Below are 22,041 nucleotides of genomic sequence, written 5' to 3'. Positions count from 1 at the left end.
GTGGCCGCCTGCCGCATGAATCCCTGTTCGGGGAGTGGACGTCATCAATACGAGGCCGGCGGCGTCACGTTCAGTTGCTGAACCGGCCTGGCTTTGGTGGGGACTCTGGTCTTCCCTGGTCTTCGGGAGATGGATATGGCCGAACCGGCACCTCCACCGACACGACCGTCGCCATCGACCTCAATGGACTGTCCACTTCGTACTAGCGCAACGGCGGGTCCCGGGTCCGGTGGGACTTCTGCGACACCCACTGCGGATCCCCCTGCACCGTCAAACCAGGAGGTGGTTGCCATGGACCACGGTTGGGGCCAGGCGCCCCTGGTCCCGACACCGCCGCCGCGACCCGGGCCGCCACCCCGTCCATGGCGATCCCGCCGCAACCGGTGACCGCCGAGGGACCGGTCGAGATCCACCTGGGCGTCCCCACCGCCGACGCGGTCCGCTACGGGACACCCCTCTGGACGGCGAACCGGTGATGCTCCCCCATGACCTGCTCGGCTCGGCCGACGTTCTCCGTGACATCCGGCCGGAGTAACGCCAAATCGATTCCACGCGATCCACCCCACACACCACCGCCCGTCGACGTGCGTGCGGCAGGGCGAGGTGGCCGGCGGGAGGAGGAACGCATCGTGACCGACCACGATCCCCGTACCAGCGTCGTGGTCGTGAGCACCGACCTGCCCGGCGCGACGGTCGCCCACGTCGCCGGCGACCTGGACGTCACCAGCGTGGAGACCCTGCGCGCGGAGCTGACGGCTCGGCTGGACGAGCGCCCGGCCGTCCTCGTCGCCGACCTCACCAGGGTACGGCTGCTGGGTTCCCTGGGCATCGCGGCACTTCTGGAGATCCACCTCGAAGCACAGCGCCGCGGCGTCGAGTTCGCCGTCGTCGCCGACCACCGCGCCGTCCTGCGGCCGCTCCAAATCACCCAGGTGGACCAGGTGATCACCATCCACCGGGGCCTGGAAGACGCCGTCGCCTAGCCAGGCCGTTCGCGGATCGTCAGCGTGGCACCAGGGTGTTCGGCGATATGCCGAACCACGGCGCGGACCTGGTGCGGGGTGCGGATCACGACGGCGACCGGTTCGGCGTGGTGGACGGCGAGGTACTGGCCGTAGCGGTGGGGCGCGATGCCGGCCCGGTCCGGCGGGTCGTACGGTGGCTGGGCCGGGTTGGTGGAGGTGGCCAGGTCGAGGTCCCAGACGGTCGCGCGCAGCCAACGGCGGAGCAGGTGCTCGGGGTTCTCGCGGTGTTCGGCGGCGATGTACCTGACCAGCACGTCGACAGCGAGGCACTCGGCCGTGGCCGCGTACTCGATCCCGCCGCTGCGCGCCAGCCGGGCAACGGGGTGGCGTGGCTGGGCCCAGGAACGGCCGTCTTCGCAGGATTCGATCATCCAGGGGAATCGGCGGCCGTGATGTCGCGAGTCGCGGACGGCTGCGTTCACACGCACGACGACATTGTGCGAGCCGGCCGCGTCGTCCGCAGATCGATGGTTGTCCCGGAAGGCTCGAAGGCATGAGGACCGGCCCGCCTTGAGGTGCGCCACCCCGGCCGACGTCGGCACCGGACCGCAGAACACCATGGCGAGCGCCGCGACGTAGAACGGCGCGACAGCGAGGTCGAACCACAGCGTGCTCGCCTCGAAACCGGACCGGCGCCGGAACACGACGCTTTCCAGCACGTCGAGCCCCAACCTGATCACCGCGCCAACCATCCACCACGTCGTGGTCCGGCGCGTCCGGTCACCGCCGACACGGCTGCGATACCGACCCTTCACGACCCAGACGACCCCGAGGATCGCCGCCATGGGCACCGGCACGGGACATGACGTGTCACGTCATTCGAGCGCAGCAAGCCGTCTGTTACCGCCGGAGCACGCCGCCCAGCCGCCGAGCAGCCCACCGTGTTCCCGCTGCCCCAGGCCAACCTCGACCGGCCATCACCTAATCGAACCACGAAGTGTTCACACTTTCGAGTCAAGCGCGGGACCAGCTGCCGAGCAGGCGGACGTGACGCCGCATCCGCAGTGCCACCATGGCCGGCGACACGGACCGACCAGATCCGATCGTCCAGACGGAGGGCACCGCGACACGATGGCAGGCAACTCCCGCTCCGCAGATCAGCCTGCGGACGCCGAAGCACGCGCGGCTGTCGAGATCGTCGACGACACCGACGCCAAGACCTCGGCGCTCGGCACCGCGACGACGGAACCCTCCTGCACCACGCCGATCCACGACGAACTGGCCGCTCGCTTAGGCATCCGCACCACACCGGCACCGGGTCGCCACACCACCCTCTAGGCAGAGGACGCTCCCGGTCCACCGGTCAGGCCGTGGGGCCGGTCCCGCTGGTTGTCCCTTGTCGGGGTCGAACCGGTTGCGCTACGGTCCGTTCTGGGACCGCTCCCACGTCGTCGAGACCGCGCCGCCACGCACCCTGCTCGCAAGGAGGCGAAGCATGGCACCACGTGCGCAGCAGACGACCGAACCTGATCGGCCGCGACCACGGCCGGTCGCTCCGCGAGGGCACCACCGGGACCTGCGGCGGTTTCGTCGCACCCGAGCGCATCTTCCCCATCGCCGAGGGGCTCGTGCAGCGGCGTCGTTGTGGTCCGCGACGTCCTCCACATCGTCTGCCTGCGCGGCACACTCCTGCACCCGGCCGAGATGTCCGGTGACAGCCTGACGAACGTGCAGCAGTACCTCCCCGGCACCTACGGGCGGCTGCGCGCCGTCGAATGGCGAAACGCATCCTCAAGGTCGGGGAGTCGGCCGTCCCGATCAGGAAGGAAGTCTCCATGACTCACCGCAGGACACGGGCGCTCACGGCCGTCGCGATCGCCATCGCCGGCACGCTCTCACCGACGGCCACCGCCGCCACGACGGCCTCGGCGTGCACACCAGGAGCAACCTACGGCCCACCGCTGCCATCCCCCACCGTCACCGCCCAGCTCGTCCGAGGCGGCTTCAACTTCCTCGAAGGTCCGACCTGGGACCAGCGAACGGGCACCCTGCTGCTGTCGAACATGCAGAGCCCCACCGGCCCGCAGGGCGTGCAACCGTCCACAGTGGTCCGGTTCACGCCACCGTCCACATTCGACACGTTCATCCCCAACTCGGGCAGCAACGGCCTCGCGATCACCCCGGACGGCACCCGGCTGCTCGCCGCGACCCACGACAACCGCACCGTCTCGTCCTACTCCACGACCGACCGCAGCCGCACCACCATCGCCGCCAACCACCTCGGCCGGGCGTTCAACTCCCCCAACGACCTCACCATCCGCGCCGACGGCACCACCTACTTCACCGACCCCACCTACCAGCGCGGCAACCGCGCCGACGAACAAGGCGGCCGAACCGGCGTCTTCCGGGTCCGCGACGGCGTTGTGAGCCTCGTCGACTACGGGCTTTCCCAGCCCAACGGCATCGTCCTCTCCCCGGACGGCACCACGCTGTACGTCGGCGCCACCGGCAACAACGCGATCATGAAGTACCCCGTCAACCCGGACGGCAGCACCGGCAACCGCACCACGTTCGCGACCATGCGGACACCCGACGGTGCGACCGTCGACTGCGCGGGCAACGTGTACTGGGCCTCCTACGACGAGGGGTTGATCCGCGTCTTCTCCCCCTCAGGCACCCCACTGGGCACCATTTCCGCCGGCCGCAACACGACCAACGCGGCGTTCGGCGGCCCGGACGGGCGAACCCTGTACATCACCTCCGGCACCCCCGGCGCGTTCGGGCTCTACCAGGTGCGCCTCAACGTGCCCGGCAACCCCTACTGACGCAGACGGGACGCGGATACAGCACCCGAGACATGAGGACGACGGCGCGGGCGGCGATGTGCAAGGGCAGCTGCTGCGCGGCCGACCACGCCGGCCGCCTCCTCCGGCAGGAGGCGGCCGGCGTTGCTCAGGCTTCGTCGGGTCGGGTGAGCACCGCCAGTGCCGCGGCGGCCGTGGCCAGGACGGTCGGCCACTCCGGTGTGTCCAGGTACTGCTCGTCGGTCAGGTGGGGGTGCTTGGCGAGCAGGTCCTCCAGGCTGTCCCGGAGGGGAGCGAGCGCACGGGCTTCGCGGTCGTCCCGCAGGACGTCGCCGATCGCGGCAGCCGGGTCCTCCAGGACGCTCGTGTCGTCGTAGAGGACGTTGAGGTTGAGGGCGAAGTCGTCGTGGTAGTCCGGGTGCGGCAGTTCCCGGCGCACCCACACGCGTCGCTGGTGCTCCAGGTCCGACAGCGCCCGGACCGCCTCGATGACCTCGGCACGCATCTCCGGGTACTCCACACCGCTCATGGCTTGTTCCATTGCGACCACGTGATCCACTCGCTCAGGGGAATGTGTGCGTTCCAGTAGTCGTCCTTGATCGAACCCGAGATCGGCTTGCCGTCCCGGCCGATGACCCGCCCACCGTCGCGGACGACGACGTGGGGCACCCGCTGCGACGGGTAGGGCGAATTGGGCACGGCGTTGTCGATCCTGACTCCCTCACGGTTCCTGTTGGGCCCGAAGAACCGTATCCCCTCGCCCTCCTTCCTCGTGTCGGTCGGGGGTGGCCAGTGGTCGGGGATCTTGTCCAGCGCGCCGTCGGGGATCACCTCGTCCAGCGTCGGTTGCGCTTCGGGGTCCGGTTGTCCGTCCGCCGAGTCGTGGGAGGTGCCCGGCCGGTCCGGTCCGGTGGGGTGTTCGGGGATGATCGGGCTGTCGCCGGTGGCGGGTGGTTGGCGTGGTGCTTCGGGGCCCTCGGGGTCGGCCAGGGTGTCGGGGTTGGCCGGGTCGACGAACCTCGGCTCGCCCTCGCGGGTGGTGGGCGGTTCCCCGTCCGGGGTTGCGCCGGGCGCTCGGGGGGCTTCCGGTTGGCCCGGCAGCTGGGTGGCGCCGGCGATTCCGAGGGCGGCGATTTCCGGGGCCCGGCGGACGACCGGGCGGTGCCCGCCGGAGGGACGCGACGCTTGTGGCGCCTCCCGCACCGGCGGTCGCGGTGTTCCGACTGTCGGCCGCGGCGATCCGACCGTCGGCCGCGGTGTTTCCACCGTTGGACGCGGTGTTTCGACTGTCGGCCGTGTGGGTGGTCGTGGCGTTGCGACCGATGCTCGTGCCGGTGCCCCGACCAACGCCGGGACGCGTGGTGCTTCGGCCGTTTCCCGGACCGGCGGCCGTGGGGCCTCCGCCGTCGCCCGGGTGGGTGTGCCGGCTGCTTCCCGGGGTCGTGGCGAGGAGGACCTGCCCACCCGCGCGGCCTTCTCCGCGGCCTGCTCGGCGCGGGCGACGGCGGACCCGCCGCGGGCCGCGCCGGAGACGGCGTTGCGCGCCAGGCCCGCTCCCTTCAGGGGCGTGGCGCTGACCGCCGCGAGCCCGGCCTCGGTCGCGAAGTCGCCGCAGTTCTTGCCGCCGCCCAGGCAGTCCTTGCCGGTGCCGTAGACGTTGGACTGCCCCATCCCGACGAAGAAGTCGGTGCCGATGGCGGCCGTGCCGGCGAGCGCCTGGCCGAGTTCACCCGGCCGCACCTTGCCGTCCTTGACCGACTCCTTCCACTGCTTGCCGAGGTCTTCGGCGTTGTGCTCGATCCGCTGCTTGGGCTGGAAGACGGTGACCGTCCGGCCGTCCCCGGTCGCCTTGCCCTCCTCAGGGCCGAGCATGCGGCTGTCGCGCAGGCGTTCCTTGACCTCCTTGGGGAGGTTCCCGGGTGACACGGTGACGGTCCGGCCGTCCGCGGTCGCGCCGACCGACATGTTGGCGTACCGGGGGTCCTTGGGCTTGCGCCACTCGTCGACCTTCACCGTCTGGCGCACCTTGGTGGGCTCGCCGTTGACCACCGTGTTCATGTCGGCCTCGACCGACTTGGACGTCGGGTGCAGGTAGCCGCTGAGCGGCATGTCCAGGACGGCCGACTGGCCGGTGCGCGCGTTGGTGACGCGGGTGCGCTTGTCGTCCACCTTCTCGACGACCTGGGCGTCCCGCTCGCCCACCTTCTTGCCCATGATGGCGTCGTGGTAGTCGACCTGGCCCTGGGCGATCCGCAACTGCAGGTCCCGCTCGGCCCGTCGGGCGGCCGTGCCCGGCGCGCCACCGCGTTGTGCCTCGGCATAGGCCTGGCGGGCGGGTGCGGTCCGGACGAGTTCCTCCATGGCCTCGCGGCGCTTGGCGTACTCGCGAGCGGTCTGCGACTCCTTCTGCGCCGCCGCTTCCGCCAGCCTCAGCGACTGGGGCATGGCGCGCGGCTTCGGGTGGGTGGGCGGAGGCGGTACTTGTTGTGCCGCTGGGGGTTTGGGTGTGGTTTTGAGTGCTCGGCGACGCATGGCTTCGTCGCGCGGGCCGCCGGTGGGGAGTGCGGTGGTGTTCGGCAGCTTCTGCGGCGTGCGTGTCTTCGGGTTCGCGGGTGGCTGTGGTCGCTGTGCCGCTAGGGGTTTGGGGTTGGTTTTGAGCGTTCGGCGACGGACGGCTTCGTCACGCGGGCCTCCCGTGGGGAGTGCGGCGGTGTTCGGCGGCTTGTGCGCGGTGCGCGGGGGTGGCGCGGGCGGCTTCGGAACCATCTTGGGCCTGGGTGCCGGCCTCGGCTTGGCGCCGGGTGCGGGCTTGGGCACGGCCTTCGGCTTCGGCGCCAGCCTTGGTGTCGGTGCGGCCTTCGCCTTGGGGCCGGCCTTCGGTTTGGGCGCAGGCCTCGGTGTGGGCGCGAGCTTGGGCTTGGGCACGGCTTTCGGCTTGGGCGCGGGCTTGGGGACGGCCCTCGGCTTGGGCGCGGGCTTCGGCACAGCCCTCGGCTTGGGCGCGGGTTTGGGCTTGGCGACCGGCCGCGGCTTCGGCTTGGCGGCGGGCTTCGTCGCCTTGGCCGGTGCCTTCTTCGGTGCCACCGCCTTCTTCGGCCCGGCCTTCTTCGGAACCGCCTTCTTCGGAACCGCCTTTTTCGGGGCAGCCTTCTTCGGGGCGGCTTTCCTCGGGGCCGGCTTGGGTTTCGCGTTCGGTTTGGGTTTCGCGGCGGCGGGACGTGAGGTGCCGTGGGGCTTGGACTTCGGCGCCGCTTCCGCCTCCTGAGCCCCGAGCGCGCCGAAGGCCAACGTCAGCAAACCGCCCGACGCGGCGTACAGCGCTGCCTTCCGCATCGTCGCCCGCTTGCCGGTCATGACTTCGTCCCCGGATCGTGCTCCATGTGGTTGCTCGCTTCAGGTCGAGGGATTCCTGCGGCGAGCACCCTCACACCGGCCGGTGCGACGGCGATGCAGATCCGGTGCAGCCACTTTGCCCCTGCGTGCGGATACGCGGGCAATCCCGGCAGCACCTGTGGACGTTCACGATCGATTCCCGGTCGACGTACGCTGCGACGGCAGTGGCCGATCGCCGCCCGATCGTCCAGCAGATCAGCGAATCCGGTGTGCGCTCATGTTCCGTGACAAAACCCCACCTCAGGCCGACGCGGGAAGGAACCGCCCGCCGGCACCCACCCGTCTTGCCCCGGTGGAGAGCGGATTCCTCCGCCTCCAGCGGATGGCCGGCAATTCGGCGGTCGTCGCGTCGGTGCAGCGGCAGAACCGGGACGCGGGTTCGTCGTCCCGGGGCACCGGGGTCGGGGCGGGCCGCTTCCTGAACTCCGGAACCAGCCTGTTGGGGCGAGCCCTGGGTTTTCGGAGTTCAGGACCGTACTACGTGAACGGGGTGGAGATCGTTTTCGACCTCGAACCCGGCGCCAGGTCGCGGTACTCGGTCCTCCGCCCCCGGCAGTGGTCCGGACCCGAAGCCGTCTACTTCAAGACCGGTCCGCCGCTGGGTTCGCCGTGGCAGACGCGTTCCCGCGGGAACGGAGCCGGGCCTGACGACCCCCAGCCCGAGAGCCAGCGGGTGACGGACACCGCGGTCGTCTACGACGACAGCCCCGGTCCGTCGGTGCTCGGCCATCTCGGGCACACCTGGATCCACGCGGTGCAGAACTTCACGGGTTGGGTGGAGGGCAAGCCCAGGACCGGAGGCGACTTCCGGCGATTGACGGAGGTCGTGGCGTGGCACAGCGTGATCAGTGTCGTCAACCCGCAGGCTGCTGACGGTGGAACGGCTTACCAGGCGATGGGATTCACGACCAGCGGGACGGGGTGGGTGCCCACTGAGCCTCCGGGTCTGTGATCGACGTTGCTCGTGATCGGGCGAGGCGAGACTGCGGCTGGATGTCGCTGAGGCGTCGCGGTAGGTTGGGAGCGCTCCCAGAACGTGTCCCCCACACCCTGCTCGAGGAGCCCACACATGTTGCGACGACGTAGTCGCCCGGCCGCCCTGCTGGCCTGCTTGCTTGTCCCGGCCTTAACCGCGTTGCTGCTACCGCCGTTATCGGCGAGCAGCGCCGCCCCGGCCGGCACGTCCCACACCCGCGCGGTGCCGCTCACCGAGCTGACCGTGGTGTCCGAACAGGTGGCGTCCGGTCTGCGGCGTCCGGTCGCGATCACCGGGCTGCCCGACGGCCGGATGCTGATCGCGGAGAAGGACGGCACCGTCCGCGCCTACCGCCCCGACACCGGCCTGGCGGCCGAGCCGGTGCTCGACCTGACCGACCGGGTCGACACGTCGGACAACGAGCGCGGCCTGCTCGGCATCACGCCCGCGCCGAACTTCGCCCGGACCGGGATCCTCTACGTGGCCTACACGAGCCTGCCGGCGGGCGAGCTGACCCTGGCGCGGGTGCCCATCGGCGCTCCCGGGCGGTTGCAGGTGCTGCTCACCCAGGAACACGCCGAGTACGGCAACCACAACGGCGGGCAGGTGGCGTTCGGCCGCGACGGCTACCTCTACTGGTCCCTCGGCGACGGCGGCGGCGCGTTCGACCCGTTCAAGTCCGGCCAGAACCTCGGCACCCTGCTCGGCAAGATCGTGCGGATCGACGTCAACCGCACCTGCGGGCCCAAGCCCTACTGCGTGCCCTCCACCAACCCGTTCGTCAACGTGCCGGGCGCGCGGCCGGAGATCTGGCTCTACGGACTGCGCAACCCGTGGCGGTTCTCCGTCGACCCGGTCGACGGCTCGCTGTGGATCGGCGACGTCGGCCAGGGCCTGGTCGAGGAGATCAACCACATCCGCCCGTGGCAGGGCGGGGCGAACCTCGGCTGGTCCTGCCGCGAGGGCACCCCGGTCTTCGACCCGCAGCAGTGCCGACCGGACGGGCGCTACACCGACCCGGTCTTCGAGTACGACCACTACAACGGCAACTGCTCGGTGACCGGCGGCGTCGTGTACCGGGGGTTCCGGACTCCCCAAGCGTGGGGGACCTACGTCGCGAGCGACTACTGCTCCACCCGCGTGTTCGCCGTGCGCCCCAAGACCGGCGGCGGCTACGACTCCGCCGTGATCGGCAACTTCCCCACCCAGCCGACCGCGATCGGCACCGACGTGCACGGCGAACTCTACGTGCTCAGCGACCTCCCGGGTTGGCTGAACCGAGTGCGGTTCGAGTGGATCCGGCCAACCTCAGGTGTCGGGATGGCGATCCGCTGAATTCCCAGGGGTAACCGGCATCGCACGAGCGCCGGGGACGGACGCGCCCAGGCGCATCCGTCCCCGGCTCTGACGCGACGCGCGCAAGTAGCCCAACATCCGCTCATGTCGACGAGCAGACTTTCGGCATCGGGTTGTCGCTGTCGCAGGCCCATGGGCTGGCCTGCGTGGCATGTGGAGCTAACTTCCTGCGTGTCCGTGTCCCGCATGTGCCGGTGGGCCGGTCGGTGACCGGTTCCCAGGTGTTCGCCTGTGTCGGCTGCTGCCCGTGGACAACCGCCGCCGGCCGCTCGGCGACTTCACCACCGCCGGCCCCAGCGGGCGCGTGTCGATCTACGCGGCCACCAACGGCGCGGCATTCCTGCCCGCCGCAGTCCCCGACAACGAGCAGTTCGGCGAGGCGCTGACCAAGTTGGGCAACGCCCTGGACCTCGCCGGGCTACATCTGACCGGTGGCGAGCCGACGTTCCATCCCGCCGCGGCGCGGCTGACCAAGATCGCGGTGGACGCCGGGTTCCGGGTCGGGATGACCTCCAACGGTGAGCGCGGCGAACGGGTACTCGCCGACTGCGCCGCCGCCCGGGCTCGACAGGGGTGAACTTCTCCGTCTTCGGCACCACAGCCGCCGAACTCGCCGAGGTCCAGCACGCCCGCTACCGCGACCCCGACCGCGCACAGCGCAAGATCGACGCCCTGAAACGCTCGATCGCCGAATGCGAGGCCCACGGGATCAAGGCGAGCGCCAACATCGTGGTACTCGACCACAGCCACGCCCCGCGCGTGCACCGCCTGCTGGACGAATACTCGCCCTACCTGTCGGTTCGGCTGCTCAACTCGCTGGACCACGGCGCGGTCTCGATCGAGGCCATCGAACGCATCCTCTCCGAGCGCGGCGCGGTCGCCGAATCCCACTACATCACCGCTGGTGTGTCCGGCGCACGCACCGCCTACCGGCTGCCGGACGGACGGCGGGTGTTCTTCAAGCAGATCCGGCCCGTGCGGCTGCCCGACACGTGCGCCGGGTGCCAGCTCAACAACGACACCGACTGCCAGGAAGGCTTCTACGGCGTGCGGCTCCACTACGACCGCACCGGCCGCCACCAGGTCGGCGTGTGCATCCAACGCATGGACCCGTGCATGCCGCTGGGCGAGTTCGTGACCAGCCCGAAACGCTCCGAGATCCTCGCCCTCCGCGAAGCCGACTACCAGCGGCTCACCGCCCGCCTCGCCGGATAACGTCCACCACTGATCACCATCGGAAGGAGCCCCGCGGTGCCCATCGAGCACGAAGCCAAGATCCTCGACATCGACCCCGACACCATGCAACGGCTGATCCTGGACAAGGGCGGACAGAAGCTCGGCGAACGGTTCATGCGCCGCTACGTCTACGACATCACCCCCGGCGACCAGTCCAAGTGGATCAGGCTCCGCGACACCGGCGACGAGACCACGCTGACCGTCAAGCAGATCACCAGCGACGCCATCGACGGCACCCACGAGATCGAAGTGGGCGTCGACGACTTCACCGCCACCAACGCCCTGCTGAACGTGCTCGGCTTCACCGCGAAGTCCTACCAGGAAACCAAGCGCACCAGCTTCATCCTCGACGGCGCACAGGTCGAGATCGACACCTGGCCCCAGATCCCCCCGTACCTGGAGATCGAAGCCGGGTCCAAGGACGAGGTGATCAGGGTCGCCGGACTGCTCGGCCACACCGAAGCCGACCTGACCGGAGAAAACACCATCAAGATCTACGCCCGCTACGGCATCGACCTCAACACCATCCCCGAACTGCGCTTCTGACCATCGCCACCCGTCCACCGCGTCCGCACGCCCGCGAACCGCCGATCAGCTCTGCGGGTGTGCGGCCCCCGCACACCCACCAGCCGTGAGCGCCATGCCCGCGCAAGCAGCCCAAGAGCTGAGCCGACGCCTCCACGCCGCAGGCTTCCGCCCGCTGCCCGACATCGATCACGACGGCAAGTTGACCGGCACCCGGCTCTGGCGAGACCCGTTTTGACGGACAGGGTCGATGAGGTGTGGTCAGGCTACCTGTTCCAGCTGGTGGTGGCGGGTTGCTTCGTAGGCGGCGGGGCTGAGGTAGCCGAGGCTGGAGTGCAGGCGACGGGTATTGAACCAGCCCTCGATGTACTCGAAGATCGCCTTGTGCGCCATGGTCCTGGTGGGCCAGGGCTGTCGGTCGAGCAGCTCGGTCTTGATGGTGGCGAAAAACGACTCCGCGACCGCGCCAACCGAGCCCACGCCCGACTCCGCAGACCCGGCGAACGCGCCAACTCCCAACTCAAGACCTGGCGCGTCCTGCGCAAACTACGGATCTGCCCCTACCGCGCCAGCCGCCTTGCCAAAGCCATCCACGTCCTCCAGAACTACGAGACCACCGCAGGATGAAAAGGTTCGCTGTTACCGATCAGTCACCCTCCACGACACGCCAGCCATTCCAAGATCACCGACAGAGTCGACCTTAGATCACGTGGTGTAAGCGGAGTTAAGACGGACGTAGCCCTCGGTCAGGTCACAGCCGTAGACGGTGAAACGGCCGGTGGCTACGCCAAGCGCGATGTTGATGTGGACAGTATCTCCGCGCATTTCGTCGGCCAGCACGGCGAGGTCGTCAGCGGTAGGGGTTGCAGGATAGACTTCCAGGTCGCCCAAGGCGATGCTCACTTTGTCCGGGTCGATGTCCTCGTCGTCCTGGCATTTTCCGATGGCCATGACGATCCGGCCCCAGTTGGGATCGCTGCCGTGGACGGCAGTCTTCACCAGTGGTGAGTTGACGACGGCCTTGCCTACGCGCTTGGCCTGTTGGTCGTCGCGAGCTCCGGTGACCTGAACCTCGATAAGTTTGCTGGCGCCCTCGCCGTCCCTGGCGATCTCGCGGGTCAAATGCAGCGCTACGGCATGCAGTTGCGCCTCGAAGTCGTCGAAGTCGACAGGACCGGCCTGGCCGTTGGCGAAGATGGCGGCGGTGTCACTGGTCGAGGTGTCGGTGTCGATGCTCACCGCGTTGAACGTCGTGGCGATCGTCGCACGGAACATCCGATCCAGGTCTGGGGCCGGAATGGCTGCGTCGGTGCAGAAGAACGCCAGCATCGTCGCCATATCCGGTTCGATCATGCCGATCCCCTTGGCGATGCCGACGAGCGAGGCAGTGCCGCATCGGCGGCTGAAGACCTTCGGTCGGATGTCGGTCGTCATGATCGCGCGTGCCGCGGCGCCAAAGTCGGAGCCGCCCAGGGGCCGCGGCACCCTACCTAGCGCGGCGGTCACACTAGCCATCGGGTACTGCACACCAATCACCCCGGTGGACGCTATCAGCAGTTCCTCCTGTGGCACGCCCACAGCGACGGCGGCCAGTCGGCGTACCTCGACGGCGTTGGCGAGCCCTTGCGAGCCGGTTGCCACATTGGCGTTGCGGGCAAGCACCACCACGCCACGCACCACCTGGTCGCGCATGGCCTCACGACTCACCAACACGCTGGGTCCGGCGAATCGAGACCGGGTAAACACCGCGCTGGCAATCGCAGGCGTCTCGGAGATGATGATCGTCAAGTCGTGCCGATCATCGTCGAGTATGCGTGCGCTGTCGGTGTGCACCCGAAATCCCGCAGGAACGTGCTCGAACATCGACGACCTTCCTCGAAAACCCTTGCGGAAGCTTGGACGGCCACACCGCTACCTGCGGCGGGTTTCAGGCGGGTCGGCTTGACGCTCGACGGCTGGGACCGCTGCACTAGCCTGCCGATGCGCCCGCAGGTACTGGTAGATGAGCTCTGCGCCGACTTCGGCGGCCAGCAGCGCGGTAATGCCGGACGGGTCGTATGGCGGGCAGACCTCCATCACGTCGAACGCCACCGGCTTGAGGTCGCCGACCGCCGTGAGCAGGCTCAGCAGTTCGCGGGAGGACAACCCTCCCGGCGCAGGCGTTCCGGTGCCCGGCGCAAACGCCGGATCGACCACATCGACATCGACCGACACGTACAGCGGCCGGGTCCCCACGACCCGTCGGATCTGATCCACCAGTCGCTCGACTGCAGCCCCGCCCATGCAGTCCCGCGCCAGCACGACAGTGACCCCACGATCACGCGGGTAGTCCAGCGAGTCCGGACTCGGGTTGTGGCCGCGGATCCCGATCTGGATCATGCCGGTCGGGTCGATCAGCCCTTCGTAGATACCCCACCGAAAGGGCGTACCGTGGTGGTGCAGCCCGCCGTAGACCGGAGGGAACGTGTCACTGTGCGCGTCGAGGTGCAAGACCGCCAGCGGCCCGTGCCGTGAGTGAGCGGCCCGCATACCCGGCAGGGACAGTGAATGATCACCACCCAGCAGAAGGAACGCATCGTTGTCGTTGGCCAACTCGGTCAGTGCGGCGGTGGCGGTCTCGATGGCCTGTTCCATCGCAAACGGACTCAGATCGATGTCACCGGCGTCAACGACGTTCAGCACGTCGAAAACGTTGGGCCCCCGATCGATACCGGTGCCGTGGATCAGGCACGACTCGTGCCGGATCGCCCGTGGCGCCAGCCGCGCACCTGGCCGGTAGCTGGTCCCGCCGTCATAGGGTGCGCCGACCACGACCAAATCGCGCTGGCGAGGGTTGGGCACCAACGGTAGCCGCATGAACGTGGCGACTTGTGCATAGCGCGGCGAGCTGCCGGTTGAGATCCGCTGCTCGGTGGTCACGACTCCCCCCTTTGCACACTAGTGAGACATGCCTGGAATGGCCGGTGTCGGCAGCGACGAACGGACCCGAGCACCGCAGCCAGCACCTCATCGAACGACACTGAGTCGGGATGTTCCCCGGCACCGACGACCCTGCGGTGGATCGCGGCCACCATCGCGCTCTTGACAGCAGCCACGTCAGCCGCCAACACGCCGTGCGCCAGCAGCAGCCGCGTCCAGATACCGGTCGTGCCCGAGCCCTCGTGCACGCCGAGCTTGGGCCGGCGCACGGTCGCCTCGGGCAGCAGGTCCCGTATCGCCTCGCGCAGCACCCACTTGTCCCGCCCGTCGCGCCGCTTGAGCCCCGGCTCCAGTGCGGTGAGCAGATCGAGTACGTCGCGATCCCAGAACGGGTGCGTCGTCCAGTGCCCGGCCAGGGTGGACAGCACCGGGGACAGCTCGTTGAGCCCATCGAAGCCGGACATGTCGGCGGCGATGGTGCCGTCCAGCGAAGCCAACCTGGTCGTGTCCCGGTGCATTCCACCCAGTGGGATATCTGCACCGTAGCCGGTCAGCAACCGCCCCTCCGGCGGCAGCATCCGGTACAGCACCACCAACGGCAGCAGGTACTCCAGCACCTTGGCATCGGCGATCTCGGCCGCTGCCACCGCCCATGGCAACTGCCGGACCAGTTCCTCGCCCCGGCACCGGAACTCTCTGTGGTCGCTTCCGACATGCTCCGCGACCACACGGGCGGCGGCGAACTCGTCACCAACGTCGGTGCCCAGTGAGACGGTGGTGAGCCGGCTACCGGCCCGACTCGCCAGCGCTGCCACAGAGCTGGAGTCGATTCCGCCGGACAGCACCACCGTGACTGAGCCTGCCATCCGCGTGTGGACCGCCGCCTCCAGCACATCCGCCACCTGCCGCACGGCCTGTCCGGGCAGGATCGCCAACCGGTGCACAGGAGGCGTCCAGGTTCGCACCCACCCGGCCACTCCGATCGGCCCCGATGGTCGCAGTGTCAGGGCCGAACCAGCCCGCATCCGTAGTACGCCCGGTGTCGCGGGCACCGGCTCCGTGCCTGGCAAGGCGTTGCCAGGGCGCCCCCCGGCCAGCGCCTTGGCCTCCGTGGCTACGTGCACTGCGCCAGCCTCCCGGCGCAGGTAGACCGGGACGCTGCCGGCATGGTCCGTCGCGATCACAACCGAGTCGGCGTCGACAACGACTGCGGCGAACCGACCGTTGCACAGCCGGAGCCCGGCGTGACCGTACTTCAACCAGCAGGCCAACAGGAGTTCGGCGTCATCGGTGACCACGCCAGTCGACTCGCCGAGCGCGGCCCGCAGCGCGTCGCGGTGGTACAGCTCGCCAGCGAGCAGCACGGTGACGCCATCGGCCGTACGCGGGCTCGCCGGACCAACCCCGGCCAGCAGCCAGCCCGCATACCGTTCGTCGACGACCGGGACAGCCGTGCCAGCGGCGAGCCAGCGCGGTATCGGCCCCGGCTCACCGCGCGTTCCTACCCGGACTCGGAATCCGAGCACAGGTGGAACTGATGCGTCTCCAGTGAACATATTGGTCAAATCGCGAGGGCCGAGAAGTCGCCCGTAGCGAACTCGTAGCTGATTGGTACTTCGATCAGGAACGGCCGACGCAGCTCCAGCCCTTTACTCAGGGCTCCGCCCAGGCTCTTGCGGTCGGTAGCGCGTACGGCCTCTACTCCGTTGGCCTGCGCCAGTTGGACGAAGTCAACCTTGGTGAACCCGGTCGCCGGGCGATGGGTGCGACCATGTCCCTTGTGCTGGTACAGCTCAATGAGCCCGTTGCTGTTGTTGTTCACGACGACTGTTACCACGGGAAGTTTCAGCCGTGCGGCGGTCTCCAGCTCGGCGCTGTTGGAATGGAATCCACCGTCACCAGCCAACAAGACGACGGGCTCCCCCGGTCTGGCGAGCTGCGCGGCAAGTGCCGCCGGGAGCCCGTAGCCAAAGCTGGAGCAGCCAGCGGAGGTCAGAAACCCATACGGGCGTGCCGAATTAGCGAACAGGACCCCGTAGTGACGAAAGTAGCCGATGTCGCTGACGAAGGTGCCGTTGCGTGGCAGCACCGAGTTCATCGCGTCGATGACCTGGTGCATTCGCATGCCGTCGGCATAGTCGGTCTGGTCGGACAGCAGTTCGGCGACCCGAGCGCGCAACGGCGTGATGTCGTGAGGGATCTTGGCCGGCATCCCGGCTGTCGCCCGATCAAGACTGGCGAGGAACGTGGCTGGATCCACCACGACGTCCATGTCCGGCCGCAGCACTCGAGGTACCGGGTTGACCGTTGCCGACACCCGGACCAGTCGTTTGTCACGGCCTCGCTGCCACATCGACGGTCGTAGGTCCTCAACGTAGTCATAGCCCAGCGCGATGATCAGGTCAACCGGACCGAACAACGTGTCCAACGCGGGAAACTCGAGGATGCCGTCCATGTAGCCGCTCATCGCGCCATAGCACAGCGGGTCGTCCGTGGGCAGTACGCCCTTGGCCGTGTAGGTCGTGATCACCGGCGTCCCGGTGCGCCGCGCGAACGACCGCAACGTGTCGACGGCCCCGGCCCGGATCGCCGCGCTACCCACCACAAGCACCGGCTGCTCAGCAGCGGCAAGCAGGTCCGCGACGACGGCGACCTGCTGTGGCCAGTGCGGGTCGACAATGCCAAGGCCGGACGTGTGATCGACCGGGGGTGAGGTCTGATGCCCGACTCGGGCACCGAGCAGGTCCACCGGAATGCTCAGGAAGCTGGGGCCAGGCGGCTCGACCGTGGCGGCCGACACCGCCGAGTCGATCAGGTCAACCACGTCTTCCGGCCGGGCCAATTCCTCCGCGAACTTCGTCAGCGGCCGCATCATGCCCACGGTGTCCACGCACTGGTGCGTGTGGTTGTGAAAGCGGTCGTAGGACTCCGACTGCGCGGCGAGGGCGATGACTGCGCCCCGATCCAACGCGGCCGTGGCCACGCCGGTGGACAGGTTCGTGGCACCGGGCCCGAGCGTAGCGAAGCATGCCTGTGGCCGGTTCGTTATACGAGCCAGCACATCTGCCATCACCCCGGCGGTAAACTCGTGCCGCGTCAGAACGAACTCGATTCCGTCGACCTCGTCGAACAGGATGGCCTCCGCTTCCCGTCCGACAATGCCGAACACGTACTCGACGCCGTGGCTCCGCAGCCGCGACAGCAGCAGATCGGCCGTAGTGGGTGCAGTCATGTGCCCGTTTCGCTCCTTACGCGTTCCTCCGCATCGGCGAACCAGAACCAAGTCCACACCAGATCGGCGGACTCCGCTTCTCGTCTCACCCGGACGAGTTGAGGTTCACCCCGAATGGTGGGCAGGTTGCTTAGACGTCGTCTCACGTGGTGAGTTTGGTGAGTCGTTTGAAGCAGGTCAGTGCCGCGGCGAGGCGGAGGCTACGGAACCACTCAGTGGGCTACGACGGCTGTGGGCTGGGTTGCGAAGTGCACATCGGGGAACGATCGGACCAGATCGACCACGTCCGGAATGACTTCATCCGGTGACTCGTGCCGCAACAGCAGTCGGCCGAGTAGGTCGGCGACTGCCAACATGTCCTCCTCGCACATCCCCGTCCTGGTCAACTCCTGCACCCCAATGCGTAGCCCGGTCAAACCAGAACTGGGCAGAACTACGGTGGTCGAGCGAATGCGCGCCGCGGTCAGGCACCGGCTCCAGGTATGCGTCCCGACGCTGGCTGGCGGGTGCACCCAGACCTGGTGCGTGTCGGTGTAGCCGAACGCAGACCCAGCCACGTCGAAGCCCTGGTCGACCAGACTCGCGGCCAAGGCACGCGCGTTGGCGACAATCTGCGTGGCGTATTCGACGCGGTGCGGCATGAGCTCCTCGAGGGTGATCGCCAGAGCCCCAATACTCGCCGAGTGTGGGCTCGACGCGGTGTAGGGAATCCGTGCGGCCAGCCGGTCGGCGACTGAGTCCTGGTTGGTGACGAGCATCCCCTTCTGCGGGCCCGGCAGAGTCTTGTGTGTGCTGCCGGAGATGCTATCGAATCCGCCATCGAGGACGAGGGTGCGGCCGGTAGCCGGCAGCAGGCCGAAGATGTGTGACGCGTCCAGACAGATCCGTGCGTGCGGGGCGGCCCAGCGCAATGCCCGCGCGTCGGGCAACCGCAGCAGCGTGGACATATCCAGGTAGATCAGGTCGACGTCGGCGCAACTGGCGGCCAGGGCCTCGATGTCGAGCTGGCAGCTGGTGCGGTCGAACGGTACGTAACGGTACTGGTAGCCGTAGCCGCGGCAGATCACGGCGGTGGCGTAGTGGCCGCCGCAGGACGGATCCATGATCATGACACGGTCTCCGGGAGCGGCCAGCGCGGTCAGCACGGTGTGCATCGTGTGGAGCCCGGACAGGAACTGCACGAAGGCGTGCCGTGCCCCGAAGTACGTCTTCCCCAGTTCCGCGCAGTATTCGTATACCGCTGCCAACCCACTTACGTCGCCGTAGACGGTATCCGGGGTCTCGGAGTACGGATAGCGGTTCACCGCGTCGCACGACAGCGCCGCCAATGCCCGCGGTGACATGCGGTTCTCGATCGGGAACAGGTTGAGGCTGCAGGTCTCGCCCAACGTTGCCATAACATCCACTTGGGGCTCCTCAGAGTCGGGTCGACGACAATTCGTCATCGGCGGCTCAGCCACGGGTAGCGGTCCACGTCCTGGCCGGCGTAGTCGGGGTCGAGGTAGATGAATGCCCGTTGGATCAGCCAGTCGCGTACCTCGAACACGCCGCACCAGTGCCCGGCGCCCCACTCCGGCTGGCCGACCTGCCACCGACCGTCGCGGTGCTCGCCGTGAGTGGTGCCCTCGACCGCGAGCAGATCACCGCCAGACAGAATCCAGGTGAACGACGAGAAGTGGTGGGTGACGGCGTGGACGGTAGAGCTGAGATCGGCAAACAGATCGCCGATCCTGGACCGGCCGATGGCCAAGCCCCACTTGGGAAACCAGAATCGCGCATCGTCGGCGAAGTAGTCCAACACGCCAATTCCATCATGCCCGGTTCCGCCGTTGTCGAATGCCATCAGGTACGCCGTTACCAGCGCCACGCGTTCCTCGTCGGTCATCATGACGTGGTCACAACCAGTTGGGCGCGATTTCCGTCGCCCACAGTTCAAGGCTGCGCATCTGGACATCGTGGGGAATGAGTCCGGAGTACTGGCACTGCAACAGGTATTCCGGCTCGTGCAGGGTTACCATTTGCTCGATCATGCGGTTGATATCGTCCGGCGTGCCGACCCATTCCAGGCCGCGCTCGACGAGCGTGTCGTAGTCCGCCTCGATCCGACCAGTCTCCCCGATCCTGCGCAGACATTCGCTATAGCCCATCGGGCCGAACCAGTGCTCGAAGATGAACCCACCGCCACACCGTGCCCAGCGATGTGCAGTGTCAGCGTCGCGCGAGACGAGCACATCGCGCATCACACCGACGCGCTGACCTCGCTTGAGCTGGCCGTGACCAGCCGCCTCAGCCTCCTGCTGGTACACGTCGAGGAGCCGCGCGATGATCTGGTCGTCGGTATTGAGTACCACCGGCACGATGCCCTCGCGGGCGCAGAACCGGAACGTCTCCTCACTGAAACTGAACGGCTGGAACACCGGTGGGTACGGCTTCTGGTACGGCTGTGGCGCGATGCCGATCTCAGTCACGCTGCCGTCGGCGGCCAGCCCCCGGCCATACCGGCGTGCTGCGTCGTACGGGAAGTTCACCCCGGCTGGCGGAATCGTCCAAGTAGGCCCATGATGGCTGAACGTATCCCTGGTCCACGCCTTCTTGATGATCTCCCAGTGTTCCTCGAACAGTTCCCGGTTTCGCTGGTCTGCCGCACTTGCATCCGACAGTGCCGAGCCGATGCCGTAGACCTGACCCATCACCTCGGCCCAGCGCTTCTGGGATCCCCGCGCCACGCCGACGAAGACGCGACCTCGGGTCATGTGGTCGAGCATCGCGAGGTCCTCGGCCAGCCGCAGCGGATTGTGCACGGGCAGTACATTCGCCATTTGTCCGACCCGTATGTGGCGGGTACGCATGGCGAGGTAGAGCCCGAGCATGATCGGGTTGTTGGAGACCTCGAACCCCTCGATATGAAAGTGGTGCTCGGTGAAGCACAGTCCCCAGTAGCCCATCTCGTCGGCGGCCTGCGCCTGATGCCCGAGCTGCCAAAGCATGTTCTGGTAGTTTTGGTGGTTCCTCCCCGACATGCCCCTGGTGATCTGACCGTGGCTGCCCACGCTGGGCAGGTAGAACAGAATCGATTTCACCGGCACCACCTCCTCGTACCCGCCGCTGACTGTGCCAGGGTGACCTTGGCGTCGGTTGGATGATTCGCTGGCTGCGTTCTCCCACCGTCCTCCAGCCGGTGCCAAGCCGGCGCGGCGATCCTGGACGCCTCACGTGTCGAGGGAGCCCGCCGTGTCTACTGTGTCCACCGCAACGCCCTCCACCGCACCGACACCCGTCGCCGCGTCCGGCGAGACGACCGCCGTGCTCGTCGCGGCCGACCGCGCCTTGCTGATCCATCCGACGCTGCCCGGCCACCGATCGGACCGCACGGTCCTGGTGCGCGGCGCGGGTTGCCGGGTGTGGGACAGCGACGGGCGCGGATACCTGGATGGCTCGGCGGTGCTGGGCCTGTCGCAGGTCGGGCATGGCCGGCGGGAGCTCGCAGAGGCGGCGTCCGCTCAAATGTCCACCCTGGACTGCTTCCACACCTGGGGCACGATTACCAACGACCGTGCCGTCGAGCTGGCGCGGCGGCTGGTCGCGCTGGCACCAACCGGACTGGATCATGTGTACTTCACCAGCGGCGGCGCGGAGGGCAATGAGATCGCGCTACGGATGGCCAGGTTCGTCCACCATCGTAACGGCGAACCGAACCGCACCTGGGTACTGGCTCGCCGCCTTGGTTACCACGGGATCGGATACGGCAGCGGCAGTGTCTCCGGATTTCCGCTCTACCACGAGGGTTTCGGCCCGAAAATGCCGCACGTGCACCATCTCAGCCCACCACACCCGTACCAGTACAACCGCTACACCGGCACGGATGTCACCGGGTTCTGCCTGCGCGAGCTGGCAACGGTCATCGAACGAATTGGCGGTGACCGGATCGCGGCCATGATCGGCGAGCCGGTGATGAGTGGTGGTGGAGCGGTGGTGCCACCGCCGGACTACTGGCCGAGAATGGCTGAACTGCTGCGTTCGCACGGCATTCTGCTGATCTTCGACGAAGTGGTTAGCGCGTTCGGCCGCACTGGTCGGTGGTTCGCCACTGAGCACTTCGGCATGGCCCCGGACATCCTGGTCACGGCCAAGGGCATCACGTCGGGATACGTGCCCCACGGGGCGGTGCTCACCACCAGTGAGGTCGCTGATGCGCTGTGCCGTGATCGCGGGTTTCCAGTTGGCTTCACCTACACCGGCCACCCGACCGCCTGCGCCGTGGCACTGGCCAACCTGGACCTTATCGAACGGGAACACCTGCTTGCCAACGCCGTCGACACTGGTGCCCACCTCGCCACCCGGCTGCGCGACTGTATCGACCTCCCAGTGGTCGGCGACGTACGAGGACTCGGCATGATGCTGGCGGTGGAACTGGTGGCGGACAAGGACTCCCGTGATCCACTGCCCGGCGGCACGGGCCACATCGCCGACGCGTTGCGCACCGACGCCGGAATCCTTCTGCGCACCAACGCACACGCCTTGCTGATCAATCCGCCGCTGGTGTTGACCCGTGCCGAGGCCGACGAACTGGCCGACGGGATCCACGCGGTGCTGAGCCGGGCGCGGCCCGACGGCAGCCTCGTCCGGGCCTGATCA

Annotated in this window: 22 protein-coding genes and 1 pseudogene; 12 read left to right on the top strand and 11 right to left on the bottom strand. The window is 68.1% G+C overall.

Annotated elements, in window-relative coordinates:
- Nucleotides 1-302 precede the first annotated feature (302 nt).
- Both RIN75_RS09320 and RIN75_RS09315 read left to right on the top strand, forming a co-directional pair.
- Nucleotides 303-476 (top strand): hypothetical protein, encoded by a 174-nt coding sequence (locus RIN75_RS09320; protein WP_309111413.1) that lies wholly within the window; start codon nt 303-305, stop codon nt 474-476.
- Nucleotides 477-629: 153 nt separating this feature from the next.
- Entirely contained in the window at nt 630-983 is a 354-nt protein-coding gene (locus RIN75_RS09315) for an STAS domain-containing protein (RefSeq protein ID WP_309111412.1), read from the top strand.
- Here the strand turns inward: RIN75_RS09315 and RIN75_RS09310 are convergent.
- Nucleotides 980-1,705, bottom strand: a complete 726-nt coding sequence (locus RIN75_RS09310) for a hypothetical protein (protein ID WP_309111411.1) — start codon at nt 1,703-1,705, stop codon at nt 980-982. The two genes, RIN75_RS09315 and RIN75_RS09310, sit on opposite strands and share 4 nt — an antisense overlap.
- Before the next feature lie 391 nt (nt 1,706-2,096).
- Between RIN75_RS09310 and RIN75_RS09305 the strand changes: the two genes are divergently transcribed.
- The gene (locus RIN75_RS09305; RefSeq protein ID WP_309111410.1) at nt 2,097-2,303 is read left to right on the top strand and encodes a hypothetical protein; all 207 of its coding nucleotides are present in this window, start codon (nt 2,097-2,099) and stop codon (nt 2,301-2,303) included.
- A 497-nt stretch (nt 2,304-2,800) separates the two neighbouring features.
- The gene (locus RIN75_RS09300) at nt 2,801-3,790 is read left to right on the top strand and encodes an SMP-30/gluconolactonase/LRE family protein (protein ID WP_309111409.1); all 990 of its coding nucleotides are present in this window, start codon (nt 2,801-2,803) and stop codon (nt 3,788-3,790) included.
- A 127-nt stretch (nt 3,791-3,917) separates the two neighbouring features.
- On the opposite strand, the gene RIN75_RS09295 is transcribed toward RIN75_RS09300, so the two are convergent.
- Together RIN75_RS09295 and RIN75_RS09290 are read right to left on the bottom strand one after the other, a co-directional pair.
- Nucleotides 3,918-4,298, bottom strand: a complete 381-nt coding sequence (locus tag RIN75_RS09295) for a hypothetical protein (protein WP_309111408.1) — start codon at nt 4,296-4,298, stop codon at nt 3,918-3,920.
- Nucleotides 4,295-6,214, bottom strand: coding sequence for a hypothetical protein (locus RIN75_RS09290; RefSeq protein ID WP_309111407.1), 1,920 nt, complete (start codon nt 6,212-6,214; stop codon nt 4,295-4,297). Before RIN75_RS09290 ends, RIN75_RS09295 begins: the two co-directional genes overlap by 4 nt.
- A 265-nt stretch (nt 6,215-6,479) precedes the next feature.
- Here RIN75_RS09290 and RIN75_RS09285 point away from each other — a divergent pair, with 265 nt between their 5' ends.
- From RIN75_RS09285 to RIN75_RS09260, 6 genes are all read left to right on the top strand, one after another.
- Nucleotides 6,480-7,034 (top strand): hypothetical protein, encoded by a 555-nt coding sequence (locus RIN75_RS09285; protein ID WP_309111406.1) that lies wholly within the window; start codon nt 6,480-6,482, stop codon nt 7,032-7,034.
- A gap of 420 nt (nt 7,035-7,454) precedes the next feature.
- On the top strand, nt 7,455-8,114 hold the full coding sequence (locus RIN75_RS09280) for a hypothetical protein (RefSeq protein ID WP_309111405.1): 660 nt from the start codon (nt 7,455-7,457) through the stop codon (nt 8,112-8,114).
- A gap of 117 nt (nt 8,115-8,231) precedes the next feature.
- The gene (locus RIN75_RS09275) at nt 8,232-9,473 is read left to right on the top strand and encodes a PQQ-dependent sugar dehydrogenase (protein WP_309111404.1); all 1,242 of its coding nucleotides are present in this window, start codon (nt 8,232-8,234) and stop codon (nt 9,471-9,473) included.
- Nucleotides 9,474-9,741: 268 nt separating this feature from the next.
- Complete coding sequence (locus RIN75_RS09270; RefSeq protein WP_309111403.1) at nt 9,742-10,071, top strand: hypothetical protein; 330 nt, start codon at nt 9,742-9,744, stop codon at nt 10,069-10,071.
- Nucleotides 10,068-10,709, top strand: a complete 642-nt coding sequence (locus tag RIN75_RS09265) for a hypothetical protein (protein ID WP_309111402.1) — start codon at nt 10,068-10,070, stop codon at nt 10,707-10,709. Before RIN75_RS09270 ends, RIN75_RS09265 begins: the two co-directional genes overlap by 4 nt.
- A 36-nt stretch (nt 10,710-10,745) precedes the next feature.
- Nucleotides 10,746-11,276, top strand: coding sequence for a CYTH domain-containing protein (locus tag RIN75_RS09260; RefSeq protein WP_309111401.1), 531 nt, complete (start codon nt 10,746-10,748; stop codon nt 11,274-11,276).
- Between the two features lie 240 nt (nt 11,277-11,516).
- Here RIN75_RS09260 and RIN75_RS09255 read toward each other — a convergent pair whose 3' ends face one another.
- Entirely contained in the window at nt 11,517-11,735 is a 219-nt protein-coding gene (locus tag RIN75_RS09255) for an IS3 family transposase (RefSeq protein WP_375295929.1), read from the bottom strand.
- On the opposite strand from RIN75_RS09255, the pseudogene RIN75_RS09250 reads away from it, so the two are divergent.
- Nucleotides 11,721-11,882: pseudogene (locus RIN75_RS09250) on the top strand (IS5/IS1182 family transposase); the annotation flags it as partial. The gene RIN75_RS09255 and the pseudogene RIN75_RS09250 sit on opposite strands and share 15 nt — an antisense overlap.
- A gap of 78 nt (nt 11,883-11,960) precedes the next feature.
- Here the strand turns inward: RIN75_RS09250 and argJ are convergent.
- From argJ to RIN75_RS09215, 7 genes are all read right to left on the bottom strand, one after another.
- A complete protein-coding gene (gene argJ, locus RIN75_RS09245; RefSeq protein WP_309111400.1) occupies nt 11,961-13,118 on the bottom strand; it encodes a bifunctional glutamate N-acetyltransferase/amino-acid acetyltransferase ArgJ in 1,158 nt (385 codons plus the stop codon).
- Nucleotides 13,119-13,166: 48 nt separating this feature from the next.
- Nucleotides 13,167-14,174 (bottom strand): agmatinase, encoded by a 1,008-nt coding sequence (gene speB, locus RIN75_RS09240; RefSeq protein ID WP_309111399.1) that lies wholly within the window; start codon nt 14,172-14,174, stop codon nt 13,167-13,169.
- Nucleotides 14,171-15,700 (bottom strand): asparagine synthase-related protein, encoded by a 1,530-nt coding sequence (locus tag RIN75_RS09235; RefSeq protein ID WP_309111398.1) that lies wholly within the window; start codon nt 15,698-15,700, stop codon nt 14,171-14,173. The genes speB and RIN75_RS09235 overlap by 4 nt, the downstream gene beginning before the upstream one ends.
- A 35-nt stretch (nt 15,701-15,735) precedes the next feature.
- Nucleotides 15,736-17,406, bottom strand: a complete 1,671-nt coding sequence (locus tag RIN75_RS09230) for a thiamine pyrophosphate-binding protein (protein WP_309111397.1) — start codon at nt 17,404-17,406, stop codon at nt 15,736-15,738.
- Between the two features lie 212 nt (nt 17,407-17,618).
- Nucleotides 17,619-18,803, bottom strand: a complete 1,185-nt coding sequence (locus tag RIN75_RS09225; protein ID WP_309111396.1) for an aminotransferase class I/II-fold pyridoxal phosphate-dependent enzyme — start codon at nt 18,801-18,803, stop codon at nt 17,619-17,621.
- Between the two features lie 44 nt (nt 18,804-18,847).
- Nucleotides 18,848-19,291 carry a nuclear transport factor 2 family protein gene (locus tag RIN75_RS09220; RefSeq protein ID WP_309111395.1) on the bottom strand — a complete coding sequence of 148 codons (444 nt, stop codon included), beginning with the start codon at nt 19,289-19,291 and terminating at the stop codon, nt 18,848-18,850.
- 10 nt (nt 19,292-19,301) lie between these two features.
- Nucleotides 19,302-20,486 (bottom strand): LLM class flavin-dependent oxidoreductase, encoded by a 1,185-nt coding sequence (locus RIN75_RS09215; RefSeq protein ID WP_309111394.1) that lies wholly within the window; start codon nt 20,484-20,486, stop codon nt 19,302-19,304.
- 151 nt (nt 20,487-20,637) lie between these two features.
- Here RIN75_RS09215 and RIN75_RS09210 point away from each other — a divergent pair, with 151 nt between their 5' ends.
- The gene (locus tag RIN75_RS09210; RefSeq protein ID WP_309111393.1) at nt 20,638-22,038 is read left to right on the top strand and encodes an aspartate aminotransferase family protein; all 1,401 of its coding nucleotides are present in this window, start codon (nt 20,638-20,640) and stop codon (nt 22,036-22,038) included.
- The last annotated feature ends 3 nt before the right edge of the window (nt 22,039-22,041 follow it).

The sequence above is a fragment of the Saccharothrix sp. genome, assembly GCF_031180885.1.
GTDB lineage: Bacteria > Actinomycetota > Actinomycetes > Mycobacteriales > Pseudonocardiaceae > Actinosynnema.
Note: the sequence above shows the minus strand (reverse complement) of the source record. Positions and strands in the feature narration are given on the sequence as shown.

What these genes read in the sequence shown, in the direction of transcription:
- RIN75_RS09305 (WP_309111410.1), top strand. Translation starts at nt 2,097, where the DNA reads ATGGCAGGCAACTCCCGCTCCGCAGATCAGCCTGCGGACGCCGAAGCA.
- RIN75_RS09300 (WP_309111409.1), top strand. Translation starts at nt 2,801, where the DNA reads ATGACTCACCGCAGGACACGGGCGCTCACGGCCGTCGCGATCGCCATC.
- RIN75_RS09295 (WP_309111408.1), bottom strand. Translation starts at nt 4,298, where the DNA reads ATGAGCGGTGTGGAGTACCCGGAGATGCGTGCCGAGGTCATCGAGGCG.
- RIN75_RS09290 (WP_309111407.1), bottom strand. Translation starts at nt 6,214, where the DNA reads ATGCCCCAGTCGCTGAGGCTGGCGGAAGCGGCGGCGCAGAAGGAGTCG.
- RIN75_RS09275 (WP_309111404.1), top strand. Translation starts at nt 8,232, where the DNA reads ATGTTGCGACGACGTAGTCGCCCGGCCGCCCTGCTGGCCTGCTTGCTT.
- argJ (WP_309111400.1), bottom strand. Translation starts at nt 13,118, where the DNA reads ATGTTCGAGCACGTTCCTGCGGGATTTCGGGTGCACACCGACAGCGCA.
- RIN75_RS09230 (WP_309111397.1), bottom strand. Translation starts at nt 17,406, where the DNA reads ATGACTGCACCCACTACGGCCGATCTGCTGCTGTCGCGGCTGCGGAGC.
- RIN75_RS09225 (WP_309111396.1), bottom strand. Translation starts at nt 18,803, where the DNA reads ATGGCAACGTTGGGCGAGACCTGCAGCCTCAACCTGTTCCCGATCGAG.
- RIN75_RS09220 (WP_309111395.1), bottom strand. Translation starts at nt 19,291, where the DNA reads ATGACCGACGAGGAACGCGTGGCGCTGGTAACGGCGTACCTGATGGCA.